Here is a 17,988-nt window from a genome sequence, read left to right on the forward strand (position 1 = left end):
GTCATCTGTGATCATGCCTAATATTACTTAGTAACACTCACTCTTATTAACTTGTGACTTAAGTATAGCACAAGATTTTTATTTTGTAAACCTTTACATACAACTTTTTTTAAAAGTTTTTAGCTGGGTTTTGACATAAAAAGGGTTGAAACTTAAACACGTTCGGTCCATGAAGTTGCTGTTGTTTTAAGAACTTTGTTGAGTTCATCAATGTTCTCAAAACCAGTTGTACGAAGCCATTCGCGAGCTGCTGCTTCACCGTCTTTGATATAAGCTTCAACTGATCCAGCCCATGTTGCACGTCCACAAAGAACACCATTGAAGTTTGCACCTGATTCGTGGGCAAATACAAGAGTTTCTTGGAAGAGCTTAGCTGATACACCTGCACTCAAGTAGATGTATGGCAAGTTAGTAGCTTCGTCTTGAGCTTTAAAGAAGGCTGCTGCTTCTTCACGATTGTGAACAACCTCTCCTTCAGCGAATCCTTCAACGTATTTAACGTTAACTGGAACTTCCACTTTCAAAACATCAATGTTAAAGCGTGGGTCTGAGAAGACTTTCATAGCACCAATAACTTTGTGTGGTTTTACTTTAGCGTATTCAGCAGAACCTGCATCAGCAATCTTTTCATCGTAAGCCAAGATTTCAAGGAAGAATGGAATATCTTCAGCCACACACTCAGAACCAATACGTTCGATGTAGGCTTGTTTTTGTTGATTAAGTTCGTCAGAGCTATCTACGTCATAGTAAAGCAAGAACTTAACAGCATCTGCCCCTTGTTCTTTGATACGTTTTGCAGACCAAACATCCAAGCAGTCTGGCAAACGTTTTGTACTTGTTGTGTCGTATCCAGTTTTCTCATAAGCAAGGAGAAGACCAGCTTTTGGATCAAGAGCTTTTGTAGCTGGAAGACCATATTCAGGATCAAGAAGCATTGATGAAGCATATTTAGTTAATTCATCCGCCACCAATACTTTAAGTTCTTCCATTTGAGCAACTGTTGGCTCTTCTGTTTGGTATTGAGCCATGAGGCGTTTCAAAGCACCACGTTGGTCAAAAGCAAGAGCTGAGATGATACCATTCTCATCAGAGAGTTTTTGCATACAATCACGTTTATTTTCTGTTAAAACCATTTTATACCTCTTTTACAATTAATTGGTCATATAGACCTTGATAGTTAGCCATATTGACATGACCGGTCATTTTTTCTTGAGCATTAAGCATACCAAGGACATTTGCCTTGATCAACAGTTCTTGATCCGTTTCTTTATGGAAAAGACCTGAAGCAATACCTGCCACTGTAGAATCGCCAGAACCGACTGGATTTACTACTTGAATTCTTGGAATATCTACTTTGTAGAAAGTGTTACCGTGTTTAGCGAATGCTCCATTAGCACCTAAGGAAACGATAATCCACTCGATTCCATCAAATAGTGGTTCTTGAAGGACTTCTTTTAATTCATCCAAGTCTTTAGAAATTTCTCTTCCTAAAAGTTGAGATAATTCTTCATTATTTGGTTTGATAACTGTTGGTTTATGTGGAGATTCAAGGACGGCCTGAAGAGCAGCTCCTGAACAATCCAAGACAACTGGTTTTCCGGCTAGGTTAGCAAGTTCCACTAAACTAGCATAATAATCAACTGGGAGCCCAGCTGGTAGACTACCTGAAATAGCTACTACTTCTACAGTATTAAGAAGTTCTTTGAAGTAAGCCAAGAAATCTTGTCCTTCTTTTTCTTGAACCTCAGGACCTTTTTCTAGGATTTCTGTTTGGTTTTCTCCATGTAGAATTGCGATACAGTTACGGGTTTCACCTTGAATAGAGAAGAAACGTTTGCTTACTTTGTCATCAATATTTTCTACTAAAAAATCACCTAGTTTACCACCGACAAGCCCAGTTGCGACTACAGAGTCACCAAATTCTGATAGGACACGAGTAACGTTAAGACCTTTACCACCGGCCGTCTTAGTTACATCTACAACACGGTTGACAGTGTCAATTTTTAATTCATCCAAAGGATAGGAAATATCAATGGATGGGTTCATTGTGACTGTTAAAATCATAAGTCACCTCTTAGTCGTGGTATTCACCGCGATCCCATTTTTCAAGGAATTCTGTAAAGAAGTTGGCATCCGTTTGATGATCGTTATGAGTTTCAACGTGTTGGATTTTAGCGATCAATTTTTTGTTTTCTTCTGATGGTTTGTATTCAGCGTTGATGAAAGCTTCAATGATATCACACATGAGCAATTCACCAGTGATTTTACCACCAAATCCGATAACATTGGCATTCAATTGTTCTTTTGCATATAGGGCACTTGTCATATCGCGAACCAAAGCAGAACGAACACCAGGAACCTTGTTAACAGCATTATTAATACCTACACCAGTTCCACAGATACATACACCAAGATCAGCTTGGCCACTAACTACTGCTTCACCAACTTTTTTACCAAAGATTGGATAGTGGGTACGAGCGTGGTCATAAGTACCAAAGTCGATGACTTCATGTCCTTTAGATTTCAAAAATTCTGAAACAGCCATTTTTTCATTTGTTACGATGTGGTCACATCCAATTGCAATTCTCATTAGTTATTCCCTCCGATTAATTGTATAAATCTAATATCATTTATCCTAACTCAAGAAAATCAAGATTAGCTTAGGAAGCGAGCTGCGAGCATAACTGAGGTTAGCTAAAGTGAGCTGACGACAGATTATCTTGATTTTTGAAGAGTATTAGCACATTTTGTTCAACATGTCGACCCTGATTTGGTGACGACCACCGTCGTATTTACCATTTACAAAGCCTTTAGCAATGTTTTTAGCCAATTCATCACCAACAAGTTGAGCACCCATCGTAATCATACGTGAGTTGTTGTGACCTCGAGTCATATAAGCTGAACGTTCATCAGAAACTTCTGCAGCAACCATTCCTTTGATTTTAGTAGCAACCATAAATGGACCTGCACCATAAGCATCAATGACGATACCAAGGTTTTGTTCTTCTTTCTTAACTTCTTCCGCAACTGCTAGAGTTACATCAACAAAGTCTTGACCTTCTGCTGTAACATCCACTACGTGGAAGTTTTCTTTTTCCAAGAAGTCTTTTACAACTTCTTTCAATCTTAAACCTGCAGCATCTGCACCAATAACAATAGCCATATTGTATACTCCTTTTTTATAATAGACCAGTAAAACTTTTTGATTCTAGCCTAAAAGAGACCTTTCTCAAATAGTTACTAGTAGTTTTGTTGACAATAATTTAAATTAAGAACAAATATCTTATTTGTTTCTTAATAAGCTTTCTACAGAGAAAAGCCAGAACAGTAATCTTGTTAAAATAAACACAAATTGTTCTTTATAAACATAATATACTACGATTAGTTGGAAAAGTCAACAATTTATGTTTGTTTTTGTTTATTTTTTATAAAATTTCAATATCGAACCCCATTTCTACTATAGTTTCCGCTTTTAGGATTTTAACATCCTTCTTATCTTCAAGTCGATCACCTTCTTCGAGCGAAGTAGATAGACCAGACCATGGTTCCAAAGCAATAAAAGGCCCTTTATTAAGAGTTGACCATACGATTAAATTTGGAAACTCTTTAAAATCTAGTTTCAAACCTTTATCATGTTTTCTCGAACGCAAAGCTACTGTGCGAGATTCCAACTTATCTAATGTCACAGCATCATAGCTAAAGAAGTCATAATTCAAGTCTATTTCTTTTTGATTATTTAACCAAGAATTTCTATCTTTGAAATCCAACATTCCTGTTTCTGGGAAAGGTTTTGGAACTGTACATGTTTCTGGCTTTTCAAATTCAAGATAGTAATCTTCATATATCTCGTCATCTAGTAAGGGACAGTTAAAACCAGGATGCCCACCGATAAAATATGGCATACTCTTTTCTGATTCTTTATTATAGATTTTATACTGAGTACGTATGGTTTTCCCAGTCACTGTATAAGTGATTTCTAAACGAAAATGATAAGGGTAATTTGCATACATCTCTTCATCGTCTTCAATAGCGAATGTAACAGAATTATCTGTTTGTTCTACTAATGTAAATTCTTTTTTTCTTACTAGACCATGTCGAGGAATTTTACCTTCTTTTTGACTACCATCTTCCTTATCATAAAGGACCATATCATTTCTTACTGAACCACATATTGGGAATAATACGGGTGCTTGCCCACTCCAATAAATTGGATCCCCCTGCCACAGATACTCTACATCATCTTTATCTTTTATAGAGGATAGCGCTCCTCCAAGTGTTTGAAACTCAACACATAATTGATCTGATTTTAATACAATCATAAGTCTTACCTCCAATTTTCTAAAAAAAACTAGGCTGCTGCTCCATAGTGGAAACTGACAACCTAGTTTTTACAATTTACATTTTTAGGAGCAAATTATTTTGCGTTTGCTGCGTATTCTTCGTTACGTTTGATCATTTGTTTTCTGTACCATGCAAAGATACCAACGTAGAATACAAGGAATACTACTGCGCCAAGGATAGCTTTGATATCACCAGTTGTAGCGTTACCAATTGCCCAACCAAATAGTTTTTCGATTGGTCCTTCAAGAGTTGAGTGAGTAATCAATTGTGATTGGTTCACACCTTCTGGGAAGGCACCTACACCTTTAGCAAGTTCTGTAGCGAATGGTGCAATAAGTGTACCTGAAAGAAGGAAGAGTGGCAACAAGAGTGTTCCGAAGATAATCATACGGAGCAATTTACCACGAGTAACTACCAAGAGAGCTGGAGTCACACCCATTGCGATGATACCAGCAAGTGGCAAGATACCATTTCCGACATTTGAAAGAAGCACTGCTTCAACCAACATGATTGGTGCAAGTACGTTCGCACAAGCCCAGATTTCAGCGCGACCAGCGATAAATGGCCAGTCAAGACCGATGTTGAATTTACGTCCTTGAAGACGTTTAGTAGCAACGTTTGTAATACCTTGTGAAAGTGGTTCTACGGCTGCGATGAACCATGAACCGATAAGTGAGAAGAGCTCCAAGCAGACACCGGCAGTCAAACCAAGTGACAACCAACCTTTAATTACAAGTTCCCATTTTTCCGCACCTTCTACACCTGCAACCGGATGTGGAGTTCCCATCACACCAATAACGATACCAAGGATGAAACCGATGAAGAATTTAGATCCCCAGAAACCGATTCTCTTGTTTAGTTTAGCAGCGTCGAAGTCGTATTTATCAAGACCTGGGAAGAGTTTGTCAAAAATCTTATCCAAAACCATGATAACTGGGTTCATCATGTAGTTCATGTGAGTTGAAGTCATTGGTGATGAACTTGGTGCGTTAAGTAGGTCATCAAATGTAGGTTTCATCAAGTCAGAGTTAATGATTTTAAGAACCCCAACAAGAACAACTGCTGCAGTCGCGATAAAGAGTGAAACTCCTTGGCTAACTCCATTGTTGTCAGCATACCATTTAATCAAAAGACCTGTGATAGACAAGTGCCAGATATCGAAGATATCAACATCAAGTGTGTCAGTTTTCTTCATTGCAAGCATCACAACGTTAACGATTAACATGATGAGCAAGAAGTAAAGTGTCCAAGCAGAACCCCAAGTGATTGTAGCAAGTGGTGCCCAACCAACGTCAGTAATATTTAACTGAATACCTGTGTTTTCAACGAATTTTGCAAGCGAAGCTGAGAAAGCTCCGTTAAGCATACCGATGATAGCACCGATACCAGTAAGTGCGATGGCAAGTTTGATACCACCTTCAAGCGCTTTGGAGAATTTCACTCCAAAGAGTAAAGCCAAGAGTGTCAACACGATCAGCATGATGACTGGTGCACCCATTTCCAAAATAGGTTTAAAGACCTCGTTGGCTATGTTAATAATGACGTCCATAATTTTTCCTCCCTTTATTTTTATGGAAACTTACAAAATAATAATTAACTTAATCCGTGTTCTTTGATTGCTGCTTCAATATTGTCATAGACTGGAGCGCTCATCGCTGGAATACGGAATAAGATAGGTCCAGCTTCTACTACTGGGATACCAGGGTCAAAACCTAAGTCTGTTGCAGCAATTGGTGTGAAGATATCATAACCTTTAATCAAGTCTTCGTTGACATCTTTAACCATAACTGCGTCACACTGTACGTCGTATCCACGGTTAGATAGCTCTTCTTCTAGAGCGCTTTTAATTTGGTGGCTTGAGTTGACACCTGCACCACATGCAGCAAGAATTTTAATCATTTGGATTTCCTCCGATTTTTATTTACTATTTATTTATGAATTTAAACAGTTGCTTCTGAGATATACTGGAACAAAGCTTCTGGTTCTGTAATCTTAGAAAGTGCTTCTAGATGACCATTACCTGTAAAGAAGTCCATCAATTGAGCGAGAATATTAGTTTGACTCGAACTTGAATTATTGATGATAAAGAAGAGTAATGATACTTCTACTTCCTTGTCAGGAGCAATCATGTTGTGGAATGTTACTGGTTTCGCTAAGCGTACCACAACAACGTTTTCAGTTAAATTATGAATCGTGTCTGTGTGAGGGATTGCTACATTCGGCAAGTCCTTCCCAAGAAATTCCATATCTAAACCGGTTGGGAACATTTTTTCACGTTCAATCAATGCCGATCGATAGGTATCCGTAACAACTTTCTTTTCTTCCAATAGGGTTGCAACTTGATCAAAGAGTTGCTCTTGATTATCTGCTTCTAAACAAAAAACTAAGTCTTTGCTGAAGAAATGATCTAATCCCATGACCTTCTCCCTTCATATTTAACTTTTATGATACAAGTATATCACTATATGAAACCGTTGTCAATATTTTTTGTTGCATTTTGTTTGATTTTTATTTTTTTTGTTTGATTGTAAACAGTTTGATTTTATACATATTCTTTAAAGGGTGAAAATAAATAAAAAAACAGGATAAATATCCTGTTTTAGTTTTAATTCTTTTTCACTGTCCAGCTTTCTTCTACTATTGGAGTAATTTCGTTTACGATTTCTAAATTACCTTCAAGAGTAACTAATCTAATCATATTATCATCCGACTTAAATAACCAAATAACTACTTTTCTACTATTATTATTATAATCTGCATAAATTTTGACGGCATCATAGCCCCCAATATTTCCCTTATCAGTTCTAACATTTGTAAATCTAGGATTTTCTTTTATCTTTTGTTCAAAATTGGTCTGCAAATTAGTGAGATCTTTTCCGTCTGCATTTATACTTTTAACTGAAATAGCATTCTTGTCAGTACCATCACTGTACATAAAATCAACATTATTCCCACCGGCATCACTTTGAACCCAAGATTTAGGTACTTTCATGTATCCATAATCATCTGATCCAATCCATTGTGTATCTTTAGTTGGAACGGTTGTTGTAGCTTCTGCTGTTTCCTGACTAGTAGTTTCCTGAACAATTGTGGTAGTTTCAGCTGTTACATCTTTTTTACCAGTATTTGTATTACAAGCAGCAAGAGTGATACCACAAAGCAAAAGTGTAGATAAAGTTATCAATTTTTTCATGATAATTCTCCTTTCACTACTATTCTAAAGCAAGAAGAACAAAGTGTCAAATATATTCTGTAAACTAGCAGTATTATCAAAAATACAATAAATCTACTATTATATTTACTAAAACTCATTCTTTTTTTTCATTGCAAAAAGCTCTAATCAGGAAATCTTTTTGATATCCTAAATAAAACTGGATAAAAAAAGAGCAGGAAAAATCCTGCCTTTTAAGCCTTTTTATTAGTCCAACTTTGTTCAATTAATGGAAGCATATTCTTTAAAACTTCAGGTGTTCCTTCTAGAGAAACGTATCTAAACTTTCCATCATCTGATTTAAAGATCCAGATCACTAGATATTTACCATTTTTAGCAATACAGTTTACGACATAGGCGTCATAACCACCAATTTTTGACTTAGATCCCCAAACTTTAGAGAAATCCTTGCTTTGTTGTTTAGTTTGATAAACACTAGTAGAAACTTGAACAGCGTCGAGAGCAGCATATTCACTTTCGCTAACACCTAAATGCTCTGGTTTAAAGGTATTTAAAGTTACAATATTGACGTCTGTTCCATCACAGTACTGGATATCGTCACCACCCTCAACTTCTGCAAAATGAATCCATGATTTTGGAACTTTTACGTAGCCATAATCATCTGACCCAATTACCTGGGTATCCTCAATCGTTGATTCGGCTACAGTTGTTGTTTCTTGGGCTGTAGTAGTTTCTTGAAATGTTGTTGTTTCTGAAGCCGCTTCTTTTTTAGATTTTGAAGTATTACAAGCAGCGAGGCAAAGGCAACACACTAAAAGTGTAGATAAGCTGACGATTTTTTTCATAATCCTTCTCCTTTCACCTATATTCTAATGAAAGAAAAGATAAGTGTCAAAAGATAACTGTTTTAGGAATTAATTATTCTTCATCCATACTCAAGACACTTAGGAAGGCTTCTTGAGGAACTTCTACTGATCCGATAGCTTTCATCCGTTTCTTACCAGCTTTTTGTTTTTCAAGGAGTTTACGTTTACGTGAAACGTCACCACCGTAACACTTGGCAAGCACATTCTTACGAAGGGCTTTGATATCAGTACGAGCCACAATCTTGTGTCCAATTGCAGCTTGAATGGGCACTTCAAATTGTTGACGAGGGATGATTTTTTTGAGTTTATCTACGATCAATTTACCACGTTCGTAGGCAAAATCTTTGTGAACGATAAAGCTAAGAGCATCAACCTTGTCTCCATTGAGAAGGATATCCATTTTAACCAGTTTAGATGGGCGATACTCTGACAATTCATAGTCAAAACTTGCGTACCCACGTGTTGAAGATTTGAGCTTATCAAAGAAATCAAAGACAATTTCAGCAAGTGGAATTTGATAGATAACATTCACACGATTATCATCAATATAATCCATTGTTACAAAGTCACCACGTTTGCGCTGAGCTAGTTCCATTACTGCTCCTACGAATTCTTGTGGTACCATGATTTGTGCTTTAACATAAGGTTCTTCAATGGACGCAATTTTGGTTGGGTCTGGAAACTCAGATGGATTCGATACATCCATAGACTCACCGTCAGTTTGATTGACCTTGTAGATAACGGATGGTGCAGTCATGATCAAGTCAATGTTGAACTCACGTTCCAAACGTTCCTGAATAACATCCATATGAAGAAGGCCAAGGAAGCCACAACGGAAACCAAAACCAAGAGCTTGCGATGTTTCGGGTTCAAACTGAAGACTAGCATCGTTCAACTGCAATTTTTCAAGGGCTTCACGAAGGTCATTGTATTTATTTGACTCGATTGGATAAAGACCTGCGAAAACCATCGGATTCATCTGCTTGTATCCAGATAGGGGTTCTGAAGCCGGGTTTGCCGCCAAGGTAACTGTATCACCGACACGAGTGTCTTGAACAGTCTTGATAGATGCTGCAATATAACCAACGTCACCTGTCGCAAGGAAGTCACGTCCTACTGCTTTGGGTGTGAATATTCCGACCTCAGTAACATCAAAGGTTTTACCATTGCTCATGAGCTGAATCTTATCACCTGGCTTAACAACTCCATCCATGACACGAACTTGGAGGATAACGCCACGATAAGCATCGTAAACTGAGTCAAAAATCAAAGCTTTTAATGGTGCTGATACATCACCAGTTGGTGCTGGAACTTTTTCTACAATTTGCTCTAAAATATCTTCAATTCCAATCCCAGCTTTTGCTGAAGCTAATACAGCCTCACTAGCATCCAGACCGATGACATCTTCAATTTCTGTACGCACGCGCTCTGGATCTGCAGCAGGCAAGTCAATCTTGTTAATAACTGGAAGGATCTCCAAATCATTATCTAAGGCAAGGTAAACGTTAGCTAATGTTTGAGCCTCAATCCCTTGAGCAGCATCAACGACCAAAATTGCGCCCTCACAGGCAGCTAGAGAACGTGATACCTCATAAGTGAAGTCCACGTGTCCTGGTGTGTCAATCAGGTGGAAAATATAGGTTTCGCCGTCTTTGGCAGTATAATTAAGCTCGATGGCATTCAGTTTGATAGTAATCCCACGCTCTCTCTCTAGGTCCATACTATCAAGAAGCTGAGCTTGCATTTCACGACTAGAAACCGTCTCTGTAGCCTCCAAAATACGGTCTGCCAATGTTGACTTCCCATGGTCAATATGCGCAATAATGGAAAAGTTTCGGATCTTCTCCTGACGTTTTTTCAATTCTTCTAAATTCAAGATTCTCTTCCTTTCAGGGTATCTATTAATTATAAATTGTTTTTATGTTTTTGACAAGACCATAATACCCTGTAGAGAGTATTAATCTTCAGCAACAAAGCCGTCATTTTCGATGAAATAGTGGTCTGTCATACCTTGGTCAGTAAAGACAATTCCATGAAGGACACCACCATAGACAGCTCCTCCATCCATTCCGATTTTTCCATCTTCTGTCATCCAAAGTTCTGCAGTTCCTGGTTTTTGATCCAAAAGTCCGTAGACTGGTGTATGACCAAAAACAATTGTTTTTCCTGTATGATTAACTGCTTCGTGGAATGGTTTTCTGAGCCAGACTTTCTTGTAATCTGTAGTTTCATGCCAATCATCCAAAGTTAAATCAATTCCAGCATGAACAAAGATATACTGATCCGTTTCAATCACGAATGGCATTTGTCGGATAAAAGCAACCAAGTCTGCTGCTTCAGTTTCTACACGCTTAGCATCTGCTACTCCATCTACTAGTGCATCCAGTGGACGACCTAAAATAGAATTAATAGTTGTATCCCCACCATTACGACGATAGTGGTCATAGCTTTCTTCAGGATTATCCAACCAAGTTAAAAACATGTACTCGTGATTTCCTGAAATGCAAATCGCTCCTTGATTTTCTACTAAGTCTTTGACCATTTCAAGAACACGACGACTATCTTCCCCTCTATCAATCAAATCTCCAAGAAAGAGTAATTGAGTCTTACCATCCCATGTTTTTAGAAGGTCCTCGAGCATTCCTGCTTTTCCGTGAACATCTCCAATTACATAATAGTCTGTCATTTATTTCTCCTTACTTTGTAACAATTCTCTCGCTTGACTAAGTGCTGCTTCAGTCACATTCTCACCAGCCAACATTTTAGCAACTTCTTCTACTCTTTCCTCGACTGTCAACAAGCGAACTGTTGAAACAGTTGAATAATCATTACTTATCTTTTCAATAAAGAACTGATAATCTGCAATCGCAATGACTTGAGGAAGATGAGATATAGCTAATACTTGACCATTCTGACCAATTTTATGAATCTTTTGAGCGATTGCTTGAGCTACACGACCTGAAACTCCTGTGTCCACTTCATCGAATACAATACTGGTCTTACCTTCCTTACGAGAAAAAGCAGACTTAATCGCCAACATGAGGCGAGACAACTCTCCTCCAGAAGCTACTTTGACCAATGGTTTAAAAGCTTCTCCAGGGTTGGTGGAGATGTAAAATTCAACACTTTCATTTCCTTCACGAGTAAACTTACCTTTAGTAAATTGAACCTGAAACTGAGCCTTATCCATATAAAGGTCTTTGAGTTCTTGCTGAATCTCAATTTCTAATTGTTGAGCTAAGTTATGTCGAGCAGATGCAAGCTTAGTTGCTAAGTCAACTAGACTTACTTCCAATTTTTTGAGTTCTACTTCCATATCATCTGAAGATAAATGATTGCCAGTCAAAAGGTTGTATTCTTCTGTGATTTTAGCAAAGTACATCAAGACATCGTCAACATTCCCACCATACTTACGTGTAACGGCGTGAATGAGATCTAAACGGCTTTCAATCTGCATTAGACGATTACCGTCGAAATCAAGACTTTCAATAATATCCTCTAAGCGTTTTGTAACATCTTCTAGAACATAATAAGATTCAGATAAGGAAGTAGAAATTTCACGATATTCTACATCATACTCTTCTAAACTTTCCATATCATTCATAGCTGAACGCACGTTAGCTAGACTTGAAAATTCTTCATTATCTAACATTGTATAAGCATTAGTCAACGTATCAGCAATATTTTTATGATTTAGAAGTTTATCTCGTTCTTTGTTTAGTTTGAGGTCTTCACCTGGCTGTAAGGACGCAGATTCAATTTCAGCCATCTGAAATTCCAACATTTCAATACGAGCCTTGTGCTCTTCTTGATTTTTCTTAATCTCAAGAAGTTGCTTGCGCATTTTACGATAAGCATCAAAGTTTGTCTGATAGGCTTGCTTCAGTTCCAGAAAATCTGCATCACCAAACCCATCAAGCATCTGAATGTGCAATTGGGGACGCATTAACTCTTCTTGATCATGTTGGCCATGGATATCAACAAGATACTGTCCAATTGAGCGAAGAACAGATAGATTAACCATCTGTCCATTGACACGACTAACACTACGCCCGTTTTGTAAAATTTCACGACGGATGATGATTTTATCACCTAACTCTATTCCTTGCTCATCAAAAATCATTTGCAAAGCATGACTGTTTTCAACTGAGAAAAGACCTTCGATTTCAGCCTTAGGAGCACCATGACGAATAACGTCCGTTGTAGCTCTTGCTCCCAGCATCATATTCATAGCATCGATGATGATAGACTTCCCAGCACCGGTTTCCCCCGTCAGAACTGTCATTCCCTTCTCAAAATTAAGTGAAATAGCCTCAATGATGGCAAAGTTTTTAATTGAAATTTCAAGTAACATAAGGTCCTACCACTTTTTAACTTGCTCAACAATCTCTATAGCTGCTTCTTCAGTTCTTGCCACAATTAAAATTGAGTTATCATCTGCTAAACAGCTAAAAATCATATCCGAAAATGTTTGAGTCAATTGACTTTTTACAAAAATTGTATTCCCAGGAATAACATCTAAGTTGATGAGATTACCCATTCTTTCGAAACTTTCAATATTGTTCTCAGCTAACTGTAAACTTTTAACTACTGACTTTGGTAATTCATAGACATATGTATTGTCTTTCAAAGGAATTTTTACAATCCCTAATTCTTTGATATCACGTGAAACAGTTGCTTGAGTAGCAGAGATGCCTGCTTCTCTCAAGTGTTCAACGATTTCTTCTTGTGTGCCGATTTGATAATCCGTCACAAATCTTCTAATCTTTTCAAGTCTTTCTTTTTTATTCATCTTTAAACTCTCTATGTGCTTTTTCTACTACTTTTTCTATTTCAGAAACTACTTGGTTGCTTGCATGTTCTTCTTTACGTAAATAAGCAAGAAATTCAATATTCCCGTGTCCACCTTGAATAGGAGAGAAATCCAATTCTAAGACTGAGAATCCTTCATCAACTGCCATTTTAGTAACTGATTCTAAAACATTTTGGTGAACTTTGGCATCTCTGATAATTCCATTTTTACCAATCTGTTCTCGGCCTGCTTCAAACTGTGGTTTTATGAGTGCAACAACTTGTCCTTGATCGGCCAATATTCTATGTAGAGCCGGTAAAATGAGACTCAAAGAAATAAAACTCACATCGATACTTGCGAAACTTGGCTCTTCTTCAAAATCAGTTTTTTCAGCATAGCGGAAGTTAAATTGCTCCATGCTGACAACACGTGAATCTTGGCGTAATTTCCAGGCTAGCTGATTGGTCCCAACATCAACGGCATAAACCAGTTTTGCACCATTTTGAAGCATGACATCCGTAAAGCCTCCTGTTGAAGCGCCGATATCAATGGTCGTATTGCCTTCAACTGATATGTCAAATTTTTCTAAAGCCTTCTCAAGTTTCAGGCCGCCTCGACTAACATACTTGAGTTTCTCACCCTTGAGTTTTAATTCAGTATCATCAGGAATTTTTTCTCCTGGTTTATCAAAACGCTCACCATTAAGGACTGCAATCACTAATCCAGCCATTACGCCCCGCTTAGCCTGTTCTCTTGTTTCAAATAAACCTTGTTTGTAGGCAAGTACATCTACTCTTTCCTTAGGCATTGATTCTCAAACTTTCTACTATTTTTACAATTGGTTCTTTATCAAAGTCAACTAATTGGCTAATCACGTCTAACTTTTCATTAGCCTGATCCAAAGTTCGGTTACAAAAAACTTTTGCCTCATCCAATCCTAACAAAGCAGGATAGGTTGATTTCTCAGCTTGCAAATCTTTTTGTGGTGTTTTACCAATTTCCTCAAAACTAGCAGTAACATCAAGGATATCATCTCTCACTTGAAAAGCAAGCCCAATCAGCTCTCCAACTGTTTTCAACTGTTTTTGAAGATTTTCATCCAATCCTGCAATAACTCCTGCCGCTTGAAAAGGGAAGGCTAAGAGTTTACCCGTTTTATTAGCATGGATGGTCTGAAGTTCTTCTAGGTTTAAATGTTTACCTTCACCTTCCATATCCAAAACTTGGCCAGCGACCATCCCCATACTTCCAGAAGAAAGGGACAAAGAAGCTATTAAATCTACCTTAATTTCGTTTGGCAAGTCTGCTTGCGCTATCAAAGCATAAGGATCTAAAAAGAGGGCATCTCCTGCTAAAATTGCTAGTGCTTCACCAAACTTCTTATGGTTGGTTAAACGCCCACGACGAAAATCATCATCATCCATAGCAGGAAGATCATCATGAATTAAGCTTCCTGTGTGAATCATCTCAAGCGCTGCTGCAATCTGGGCATGAGCTATAGTGATTGGCACCTGCAAAGACTCCAACACTTCTAAAAGCAGATAAGGACGGATCCTTTTACCACCTGCATGAATAGAATAGAGAACAGCTTCTCTGAGATTAGCAGCTAATTGCTGGTCTCCATAAAACTCCTCAAGAGCTGACTCAACCAAAGCTAATTTTTCTTGCTTGTTCATAGAAGTTCGCTTTCTGTTCCATCTTCTTGCATGACTTTAACCAAGGTCTTTTCAGCTTTATCAAGTGTCGCTTGCAATTCTTTTGATAATATCATCCCTTTTTGAAAAGCAGCAATGGCATCTTCTAGTGCAATTTCACCATTTTCTAAACTCTGAACAATCGTTTCAAGTTCTGCTAAGTTTTCCTCAAATTTCTTCTGTTTTGACATCTTTAACCTCTAATTCTACCTGACCATCTCGCATCATCAACATCACCTGGTCATTTTTTTTCAAATCATTTGCTGAAGATACCACGGTATCCTCTTTTTTAACAATCGCATAACCCCTTGCTACGATACGACTCGTATCTAACATGAGTAGAGCTTCTGACAAGCGTTTTACTTCAGCAACCTTGGCATCATAGATCACAGCCATCCGGCTACGCATTAATTTTTTTAGCTGTTGAATATGGTCTTGGTAGCGCTGAATCTTAACATTTGGCGATAATTGCTCCAAACGGTGAATTTGAGCTTGAACCTTCTGTTGATTTCTAACTAACTCACCATTCAATCCCTGCTTCAGTCGAAGCATTAACTGATCCAAACGTTGCAGATATCCATCATATAAACGCTCTGGTTGTTTAAAGATGACTGATTGACTAAGCCCTCTCAAGGCTTCTTTTTTCTTTGATAAAGTATTTTGTACAGCAGTAGCCATTCGTTTCTCTTGATTTTTAAGGTAGGTCAGTAGATCTAACTTAGTCACAGGTGTAGCTAACTCTGCTGCAGCAGTTGGTGTTGCTGCTCTCTTGTCAGCAACAAAATCAGCCAAGGTTACATCTGTTTCGTGGCCCACACTTGAAATAATAGGAAGACGCGATTCAAAGATAGAACGCACTACAATCTCTTCGTTAAAAGCCCAAAGATCCTCAATTGATCCACCACCACGACCAATGATCAGAACATCTAAGTCTTCTCGTTCATTAGCTCTAGCAATGTTACGGGCAATCTCCTCTGCTGCCCCTTCGCCTTGAACCTTGGTAGGATATAAAACAATCTCAACCCCTGGGAAACGTCTGCTAACGGTAGTAATAATATCCTGTATAACAGCACCACTACGACTAGTCACAACCCCTATGCGTTTTGCAAACTGAGGGATTGCTTGTTTAAAGCGTTCTTGAAAAAGGCCTTCTTCTGATAATTTCTTTTTTAATTGTTCGAACTGAATCGCAAGAGCCCCTACACCATCAGGCTCTGCCTTTTCAATGATGATAGAGTAGCTCCCACTTGGTTCATAGACTTGGACACGACCGATAACATTGATCTTCATCCCCTCTTCCAAATCAAAACCTAGTTTCTGATAAATACCTGACCAAATAGTCGCTTGGATTACTGCTCGATCATCTTTTAGAGAAAAATATTGATGAGTTGGACGCTTCCGGAAGTTAGAGACCTGACCAGTTAAATAGACCCTCTCCAAGTATGGGTCTTTATCGAATTTCATTTTCAGATACTTAGTCAAAGTTGTTACCGACAAATATTTTTCCATCTCAACCTCCTTCTTTCTCTAGTTTTTCCTGGGTATTATTATACCAAAAAAACGTTTAAAAATCTCTCTTTTCACCTCTAGAATACGAAAACAAGACTGGATTTCTTTGGGCTTGTCTAATAATATACAAAAGCCCTCGGAAAAATCCAAGGGCTTTAATTAGTTCACTGAACTAGATTATTTTTTCAAGTTGTAGAATGATTTCAATCCACGGTATTCAGCTACTTCACCAAGTTGATCTTCGATACGAAGCAATTGGTTGTATTTAGCGATTCGGTCAGTACGTGAAAGTGAACCAGTCTTGATTTGTCCTGCGTTTGTTGCAACTGCGATGTCAGCGATTGTTGAATCTTCAGTTTCACCTGAACGGTGTGATACAACGGCAGTGTAACCAGCTTCTTTCGCCATTTCGATAGCGTCGAATGTTTCAGTAAGAGTACCGATTTGGTTAACTTTGATAAGGATTGAGTTAGCAGCACCTTCTTCGATACCTTTTTCAAGGTAAGAAGTGTTTGTTACGAAGAAGTCGTCACCAACCAATTGAACTTTACCACCAAGACGTTCAGTAAGAGCTTTCCAACCGTCCCAGTCGTTTTCGTCCATACCATCTTCGATAGTGATGATTGGGTATTTGTTTACCAATTCTTCAAGGTAGTCGATTTGTTCAGCAGCAGTGCGGACAGCAGCTCCTTCACCTTCGAATTTAGTGTAGTCGTATACTTTGCGTTCTTTATCGTAGAATTCTGATGATGCACAGTCAAATCCGATAAATACGTCTTTACCTGGAACATAACCAGCAGCTTCGATAGCAGCAAGGATTGTTTCTACACCATCTTCAGTTCCTTCGAAACGAGGAGCGAATCCACCTTCGTCACCTACAGCTGTTTCAAGACCACGAGATTTAAGGATTTTCTTAAGAGCGTGGAAGATTTCAGCACCCCAACGAAGAGCTTCTTTGAATGTAGGTGCACCAGCAGGTACGATCATGAATTCTTGGAAAGCGATTGGAGCATCTGAGTGAGAACCACCGTTGATGATGTTCATCATTGGAGTTGGAAGAACTTTAGTGTTGAATCCACCAAGGTAGCTGTAAAGTGGGATTTCAAGGTAGTCAGCAGCAGCGCGAGCTACAGCGATTGACACACCAAGGATTGCGTTTGCACCCAATTTACCTTTGTTAGGAGTACCGTCAAGAGCGATCATAGCACGGTCGATAGCTTGTTGATCACGTACATCGTAGCCGATAATTGCTTCAGCAATGATGTTGTTTACGTTGTCAACAGCTTTTTGTGTACCAAGACCACCGTAACGAGATTTGTCACCGTCGCGAAGTTCAACTGCTTCGTGTTCACCAGTAGAAGCTCCTGATGGAACCATACCACGTCCGAAAGCACCTGATTCAGTATAAACTTCTACTTCAAGTGTTGGGTTACCGCGTGAGTCTAGGACTTCGCGAGCGTAAACATCAGTAATAATTGACATTTTTTACTCTCCTTTGAGTTAAATTATTTTACACCTCTATGATACATCAAAAAGATACCTTTTTCAAGAAAAAACGTTATCTTTGTGCAAATTTTCCTTAAGTTTGTTAAGTAATCGCTTTCTTTTCCGCCT

The 17,988-nt window shown here is 38.3% G+C and carries 19 protein-coding genes; all 19 read right to left on the reverse strand.

Annotated elements, in window-relative coordinates:
* Positions 1-152 precede the first annotated feature (152 nt).
* The 19 genes from lacD to eno all read right to left on the reverse strand — a co-directional run bounded on the left by lacD (position 153) and on the right by eno (position 17,856).
* Complete coding sequence (gene lacD / locus NML75_RS03580) at positions 153-1,133, reverse strand: tagatose-bisphosphate aldolase (RefSeq protein ID WP_254804063.1); 981 nt, start codon at positions 1,131-1,133, stop codon at positions 153-155.
* A 1-nt stretch (position 1,134) separates the two neighbouring features.
* Positions 1,135-2,064, reverse strand: a complete 930-nt coding sequence (locus tag NML75_RS03585; RefSeq protein WP_254804064.1) for a tagatose-6-phosphate kinase — start codon at positions 2,062-2,064, stop codon at positions 1,135-1,137.
* Between the two features lie 10 nt (positions 2,065-2,074).
* Positions 2,075-2,590: a galactose-6-phosphate isomerase subunit LacB gene (gene lacB, locus NML75_RS03590; protein WP_254804065.1), complete on the reverse strand. Its 516-nt coding sequence runs from the start codon at positions 2,588-2,590 to the stop codon at positions 2,075-2,077.
* Between the two features lie 147 nt (positions 2,591-2,737).
* On the reverse strand, positions 2,738-3,163 hold the full coding sequence (gene lacA, locus NML75_RS03595; RefSeq protein ID WP_006148584.1) for a galactose-6-phosphate isomerase subunit LacA: 426 nt from the start codon (positions 3,161-3,163) through the stop codon (positions 2,738-2,740).
* A 262-nt stretch (positions 3,164-3,425) separates the two neighbouring features.
* On the reverse strand, positions 3,426-4,319 hold the full coding sequence (locus tag NML75_RS03600; protein WP_254804066.1) for an aldose 1-epimerase family protein: 894 nt from the start codon (positions 4,317-4,319) through the stop codon (positions 3,426-3,428).
* A 95-nt stretch (positions 4,320-4,414) separates the two neighbouring features.
* Positions 4,415-5,890: a PTS galactitol transporter subunit IIC gene (locus NML75_RS03605; RefSeq protein WP_254804067.1), complete on the reverse strand. Its 1,476-nt coding sequence runs from the start codon at positions 5,888-5,890 to the stop codon at positions 4,415-4,417.
* 44 nt (positions 5,891-5,934) lie between these two features.
* Positions 5,935-6,240 carry a PTS sugar transporter subunit IIB gene (locus NML75_RS03610; RefSeq protein ID WP_006148587.1) on the reverse strand — a complete coding sequence of 102 codons (306 nt, stop codon included), beginning with the start codon at positions 6,238-6,240 and terminating at the stop codon, positions 5,935-5,937.
* 41 nt (positions 6,241-6,281) lie between these two features.
* Positions 6,282-6,758, reverse strand: coding sequence for a PTS sugar transporter subunit IIA (locus NML75_RS03615; protein WP_254804068.1), 477 nt, complete (start codon positions 6,756-6,758; stop codon positions 6,282-6,284).
* Between the two features lie 188 nt (positions 6,759-6,946).
* Positions 6,947-7,534, reverse strand: coding sequence for a hypothetical protein (locus tag NML75_RS03620; RefSeq protein ID WP_254804069.1), 588 nt, complete (start codon positions 7,532-7,534; stop codon positions 6,947-6,949).
* A 212-nt stretch (positions 7,535-7,746) separates the two neighbouring features.
* Positions 7,747-8,358, reverse strand: coding sequence for a hypothetical protein (locus tag NML75_RS03625; RefSeq protein ID WP_254804070.1), 612 nt, complete (start codon positions 8,356-8,358; stop codon positions 7,747-7,749).
* A 73-nt stretch (positions 8,359-8,431) separates the two neighbouring features.
* Entirely contained in the window at positions 8,432-10,255 is a 1,824-nt protein-coding gene (lepA, locus tag NML75_RS03630; RefSeq protein WP_070677376.1) for a translation elongation factor 4, read from the reverse strand.
* A gap of 81 nt (positions 10,256-10,336) precedes the next feature.
* Positions 10,337-11,065, reverse strand: coding sequence for a metallophosphoesterase family protein (locus NML75_RS03635; protein WP_070677373.1), 729 nt, complete (start codon positions 11,063-11,065; stop codon positions 10,337-10,339).
* On the reverse strand, positions 11,066-12,733 hold the full coding sequence (gene recN / locus NML75_RS03640; protein WP_254804071.1) for a DNA repair protein RecN: 1,668 nt from the start codon (positions 12,731-12,733) through the stop codon (positions 11,066-11,068).
* 6 nt (positions 12,734-12,739) lie between these two features.
* Complete coding sequence (locus NML75_RS03645; protein ID WP_006148593.1) at positions 12,740-13,171, reverse strand: arginine repressor; 432 nt, start codon at positions 13,169-13,171, stop codon at positions 12,740-12,742.
* Positions 13,164-13,979, reverse strand: coding sequence for a TlyA family RNA methyltransferase (locus NML75_RS03650; protein ID WP_254804072.1), 816 nt, complete (start codon positions 13,977-13,979; stop codon positions 13,164-13,166). The genes NML75_RS03645 and NML75_RS03650 overlap by 8 nt, the downstream gene beginning before the upstream one ends.
* Positions 13,972-14,847, reverse strand: coding sequence for a polyprenyl synthetase family protein (locus NML75_RS03655; protein ID WP_254804073.1), 876 nt, complete (start codon positions 14,845-14,847; stop codon positions 13,972-13,974). Before NML75_RS03655 ends, NML75_RS03650 begins: the two co-directional genes overlap by 8 nt.
* The gene (locus tag NML75_RS03660; protein WP_075567625.1) at positions 14,844-15,056 is read right to left on the reverse strand and encodes an exodeoxyribonuclease VII small subunit; all 213 of its coding nucleotides are present in this window, start codon (positions 15,054-15,056) and stop codon (positions 14,844-14,846) included. The genes NML75_RS03655 and NML75_RS03660 overlap by 4 nt, the downstream gene beginning before the upstream one ends.
* Entirely contained in the window at positions 15,034-16,374 is a 1,341-nt protein-coding gene (gene xseA, locus NML75_RS03665) for an exodeoxyribonuclease VII large subunit (protein WP_254804074.1), read from the reverse strand. Before xseA ends, NML75_RS03660 begins: the two co-directional genes overlap by 23 nt.
* A 177-nt stretch (positions 16,375-16,551) precedes the next feature.
* Positions 16,552-17,856 carry a surface-displayed alpha-enolase gene (gene eno / locus NML75_RS03670; RefSeq protein WP_254804075.1) on the reverse strand — a complete coding sequence of 435 codons (1,305 nt, stop codon included), beginning with the start codon at positions 17,854-17,856 and terminating at the stop codon, positions 16,552-16,554.
* Between the last annotated feature and the right edge of the window lie 132 nt (positions 17,857-17,988).

This window comes from Streptococcus sp. CF4-3, from assembly GCF_024295385.1.
Lineage (GTDB): Bacteria > Bacillota > Bacilli > Lactobacillales > Streptococcaceae > Streptococcus > Streptococcus infantis_I.

Coding starts and splice junctions, on each gene's coding strand:
- NML75_RS03635 (WP_070677373.1), bottom strand. CDS start 11,065: ATGACAGACTATTATGTAATTGGAGATGTTCACGGAAAAGCAGGAATG.
- lacB (WP_254804065.1), bottom strand. CDS start 2,590: ATGAGAATTGCAATTGGATGTGACCACATCGTAACAAATGAAAAAATG.
- NML75_RS03645 (WP_006148593.1), bottom strand. CDS start 13,171: ATGAATAAAAAAGAAAGACTTGAAAAGATTAGAAGATTTGTGACGGAT.
- NML75_RS03625 (WP_254804070.1), bottom strand. CDS start 8,358: ATGAAAAAAATCGTCAGCTTATCTACACTTTTAGTGTGTTGCCTTTGC.
- recN (WP_254804071.1), bottom strand. CDS start 12,733: ATGTTACTTGAAATTTCAATTAAAAACTTTGCCATCATTGAGGCTATT.
- eno (WP_254804075.1), bottom strand. CDS start 17,856: ATGTCAATTATTACTGATGTTTACGCTCGCGAAGTCCTAGACTCACGC.
- NML75_RS03615 (WP_254804068.1), bottom strand. CDS start 6,758: ATGGGATTAGATCATTTCTTCAGCAAAGACTTAGTTTTTTGTTTAGAA.
- lacD (WP_254804063.1), bottom strand. CDS start 1,133: ATGGTTTTAACAGAAAATAAACGTGATTGTATGCAAAAACTCTCTGAT.
- NML75_RS03650 (WP_254804072.1), bottom strand. CDS start 13,979: ATGCCTAAGGAAAGAGTAGATGTACTTGCCTACAAACAAGGTTTATTT.
- NML75_RS03605 (WP_254804067.1), bottom strand. CDS start 5,890: ATGGACGTCATTATTAACATAGCCAACGAGGTCTTTAAACCTATTTTG.
- NML75_RS03610 (WP_006148587.1), bottom strand. CDS start 6,240: ATGATTAAAATTCTTGCTGCATGTGGTGCAGGTGTCAACTCAAGCCAC.
- xseA (WP_254804074.1), bottom strand. CDS start 16,374: ATGGAAAAATATTTGTCGGTAACAACTTTGACTAAGTATCTGAAAATG.
- NML75_RS03655 (WP_254804073.1), bottom strand. CDS start 14,847: ATGAACAAGCAAGAAAAATTAGCTTTGGTTGAGTCAGCTCTTGAGGAG.
- lacA (WP_006148584.1), bottom strand. CDS start 3,163: ATGGCTATTGTTATTGGTGCAGATGCTGCAGGTTTAAGATTGAAAGAA.
- NML75_RS03620 (WP_254804069.1), bottom strand. CDS start 7,534: ATGAAAAAATTGATAACTTTATCTACACTTTTGCTTTGTGGTATCACT.
- NML75_RS03600 (WP_254804066.1), bottom strand. CDS start 4,319: ATGATTGTATTAAAATCAGATCAATTATGTGTTGAGTTTCAAACACTT.
- NML75_RS03660 (WP_075567625.1), bottom strand. CDS start 15,056: ATGTCAAAACAGAAGAAATTTGAGGAAAACTTAGCAGAACTTGAAACG.
- NML75_RS03585 (WP_254804064.1), bottom strand. CDS start 2,064: ATGATTTTAACAGTCACAATGAACCCATCCATTGATATTTCCTATCCT.